This window comes from Sulfitobacter sp. HI0129 (assembly GCF_001635395.1).
In the GTDB taxonomy this organism is placed as follows: Bacteria; Pseudomonadota; Alphaproteobacteria; order Rhodobacterales; family Rhodobacteraceae; genus Sulfitobacter.
Genome location: NZ_LWGH01000132.1, coordinates 1 through 3464 on the forward strand (window position 1 = coordinate 1; position 3464 = coordinate 3464).

Consider the following 3464-nt stretch of genomic DNA (forward strand, 5'->3'; position numbering starts at 1 on the left):
ACGAGCACTGTAACGATCCCGAACCAGCGCATGCTCCCCTCTGTAAGACCGAAGACCTCTGTCCAGAGCCCGCCGAGCCAGTAGCTGAGCGGCGGCATTCGGTCGGGCGGCACTCCCAAATTCACGTCGGAACTTCCAGCCAGCCAAGCCAGCTGCGTGCGGAAGTCTAGGGCCAGACCTGATAGCTGTGTCGTTTCGTCGATCCAGATTGATTGCCTGAGCGCGAAGAGCCCGGCCATGGCGACGAAAAGAGCGCATGTTGCGAGCGCCAGCAATGCGGGGCGGATGATCGTACTCATCGCTTACCTTTTGTCCCGAATGCGTTCCTTTCGGAATACAACGAAACGATTTCCGAGAAAGTTAAAAGTCATCCCTGCAGCAATTCCGCAGAGTGCGGCGAGATATATGGCATTTTGATGATCTGTGAAGATCGAGATCGAAAGCCAGAGCGCAACTGTGTAGTTAACGGCCATACCGAGGCAAGAGGAGGTGATGAAGCCGGCGAACTGCTTCCACGGATTGCGATCCCGTGCATAGCTGAAAGTGAAGCGACGATTGAGCAGGAAATTTGTGATTACGCTCAACGCGATCCCCCCGGCCAGCGAAACTGCGTCTGACGCGCCCATAGCAAGAAGCAGGCTCAGAAGCGTGAGGTTTACAACAACCCCGGAAGCGCCAACGATAATGAATTGTATAAAATACATCGCGTTCGCGAAACGATAGAGGTAGAGTCGACGGATGTGCTTGAGATAATTAAGTTGCTCTCTCAGCGTGAGCTTGCTTTCGCCGTTTACACGATCCTGGAAATGGATGGGGATCTCTCCGACGGAATCCACACCACATTTTACGATTAGCTCGAGGGCCACCTTGTATCCGATAGGATTAAGGTCTTGGGCACACTCAAAATCGGATCTTCTCATTGCGAAGAAGCCTGACATCGGATCGCGGGCCGACGTTAGAGGGGCCGCAAGCAGTGTGGCGATCCTGCTGTTAAGCCAGCGGAAGAACCCCCAGTCGTCGTCCGTGCTGCCGCCCTTAACATAGCGCGATCCCAACACGAGTTCCTGCCCGCTTGCGAGGGCTAGTATCATCTGGGGAATGGCTTCCGGTGGATGGCTAAGATCACAGTCCATGCAAACCAGGATTGGATTACGCGCGCGCTCGAAGCCTTCGATAACGGCCGGGCTTAGCCCGCGTTCTCCCTCACGTTCGATGATACTGGCCCATTCGGCTCCCGACGCTGCTACGGCTTCGACACTTCCGTCCCCACTCTTGTCATCCATGAATATGAGTTCGATTTCGGCGCCGAAATTCTTTCGAAGAGAAGATACTCTGTCTATGAGACTTGGAATGTTTTCCCGCTCCTTAAAGGTAGGTACAATGATGCTGATCGGTGCCAGCAAAGTGATATTTGCAATCTTTGCCCCTGCTAAGGGTGCCGTCTCAGCTTGAGAAAAATTTCCTTTTATCAAAACAAATTCTCTTCTGATATTTAGGCGGTGTCGGCTCTTTTTCGTGGATTGGTCGCGTGTGGTGGTCCTTTTTGCATCCACGATTTCCACATTGCCAAGCTCTTTCAGAGTTCGTCATCTATTTGCTAGCACTTGCGGTGGTCAGATGGAAAGTTTTTAACAGGCGATACAAGACATGTTCATCGCTTGTCGGCTTCGTATGTCCGCTCCATCACACTAGCGCGCCGATGCCCGCCCCCCGGCTGCTGTTCTTGTTTGATAGTCCGCGCCCGATCATGACGGCTGGGTCTGCTGAACGCCAGTTTTTTGCTTATTGCAATATGCCACGAAGGCAGCACGAGCGTATGGGGCGGAGTCCCTTTAACAGCTTTGCCCTGGGCAGAGCTCATCCAATCTGCGCGCAGCGCGTGATGTTCCCAGCCCTTTTCCTGCGTGATCGCTTGGGCCTTTTGTTTGGCACGTGATCCAGCGCCGCGACGAAATGCATCTCCGAGGTGCCGGGATTGGTGAAACAGACCTCCACCCCGCTGTCGAGCAGGGTTTTCACAAGGCTTTCGGCACCGTTCATCGGCTCGGTCATGCGCTCTCCTTTTCTGCGGTCCAATAGGGCAGGCGCAGGTCTTTCTTGAGGATCTTGCCGATGGTGCTGCGCGGCAGGCTGTCGCGGATCTCCACCGCGCTCAGTCTGTGGCTCTTACCGAGACGGGCATTGGCGTGGTCCAGGATCTCATCGGCGCTGCGCGTGGCTTCGGCCCTCAGCACCACGAGGCCGAGCGGCGTCTCTCCCCAAGCCTCCGACGGGATGCCGATCACGGCGGCATCGGTGACGTCCGGATCGTCCAGCAGCACAAGCTCCAGATCGTTGGCATAGATGTTCAGCCCGCCGGAAATGATCATGTCCTTCTTGCGATCCGACAGCACCAGAAAGCCGTCCGCGTCAAAGCTGCCCATGTCGCCGGAGCGGAAAAAGACACGGCCCGCCGCGTCCCGCCAGATATAGTCTGCCGTCAGATCGTCCCGGCCGTAATAGCCCGCCATCATCGTTGGCCCGCGGCCCACGATCTCACCCACTGCGCCTTGGGGCACTTCGTGGCCTTCGCTGTCGATCAGGCGGATTTCGTTTCCGGGTGCCGGCTGGCCCACGGTATGCAGCTTGGTCGGGTGTTCGTCGGCAATCAGGACAGATACGCCGCCGCCTTCGGTCAGGCCGTAATATTCGATCAGCTTGCCGGGAAACCGTGCCAGCACATCGGCCTTCACATCCGCGCGCAGCGGTGCGGAGGTCGAGAATTTCATGCGCATCGCGGATAGATCGAATGTATCGAAATCAGGCAACTCCATGATCCGCTTGTACTGAACCGGGACCAGCATCGTGTGGGTGATCCGCTCGGCTTCGGCGATTTCGAGATAGGCCCGGGCGTCGAACTTCGGCATCAGGTGCACCGTCGATCCGCCAAAGAGCGTGGGGATGAAGGCCACGATCGTCGTGTTGGAATAGAGCGGCGTGGAGATCAGCGTGCGGGCGTCGTCGTCATACCCATTGGGGGCGACGCGGTCCATCTGCGCGGCGCGCATCCAGTGGTTGTGAAGGATGCCCTTCGGCGTTCCGGTCGTACCGGACGAATAGATCAGGTTGAAGGGGTCCGACATGGCGATGGGCACCATCGGATCGTCCTCTTGGGCGGGCGCCAGCAGATCCTCGTAGGTGTCGAAACCCTCGAGCTCGAAATCGAGGGCAACGCAAGTGAGGGGCAGATCACGGATGAAGCCTTCGATCAGGCTCAGATACTGGGCCGCCACGAAGATGACCCGCGCCCCGCAGTCGCGCAGCATCTTCTCCAACGCTTCGGAAGAGGCCATCGAGGACAGCGGCGTGACACAGCCCCCGGCGCGCAGCACGCCCATGAAAATCTCCGCATAGGCGGCGGAATTCGCCGAAAGGACCGCGACGGTATCGCCCTTGCTGACCCCCATCCCGATCAGCGCATTCGC

At 57.5% G+C, this 3464-nt stretch carries 3 protein-coding genes and 1 pseudogene; all 4 read right to left on the minus strand.

Annotation, left to right across the window (positions count from 1 at the left end):
- Positions 1-299: hypothetical protein (locus tag A3764_RS01235; protein ID WP_150122029.1), on the minus strand; the 299-nt coding region annotated here is incomplete at its 3' end.
- Between the two features lie 3 nt (positions 300-302).
- A complete protein-coding gene (locus tag A3764_RS01240) occupies positions 303-1562 on the minus strand; it encodes a glycosyltransferase (RefSeq protein WP_082850885.1) in 1260 nt (419 codons plus the stop codon).
- A gap of 355 nt (positions 1563-1917) precedes the next feature.
- Positions 1918-2040, minus strand: a pseudogene (locus tag A3764_RS26200) (thiamine pyrophosphate-binding protein); the annotation flags it as partial.
- An 8-nt stretch (positions 2041-2048) separates the two neighbouring features.
- Positions 2049-3464 (minus strand): class I adenylate-forming enzyme family protein (locus A3764_RS01250; protein ID WP_067951063.1); only part of this gene is annotated, 1416 nt, incomplete at its 5' end.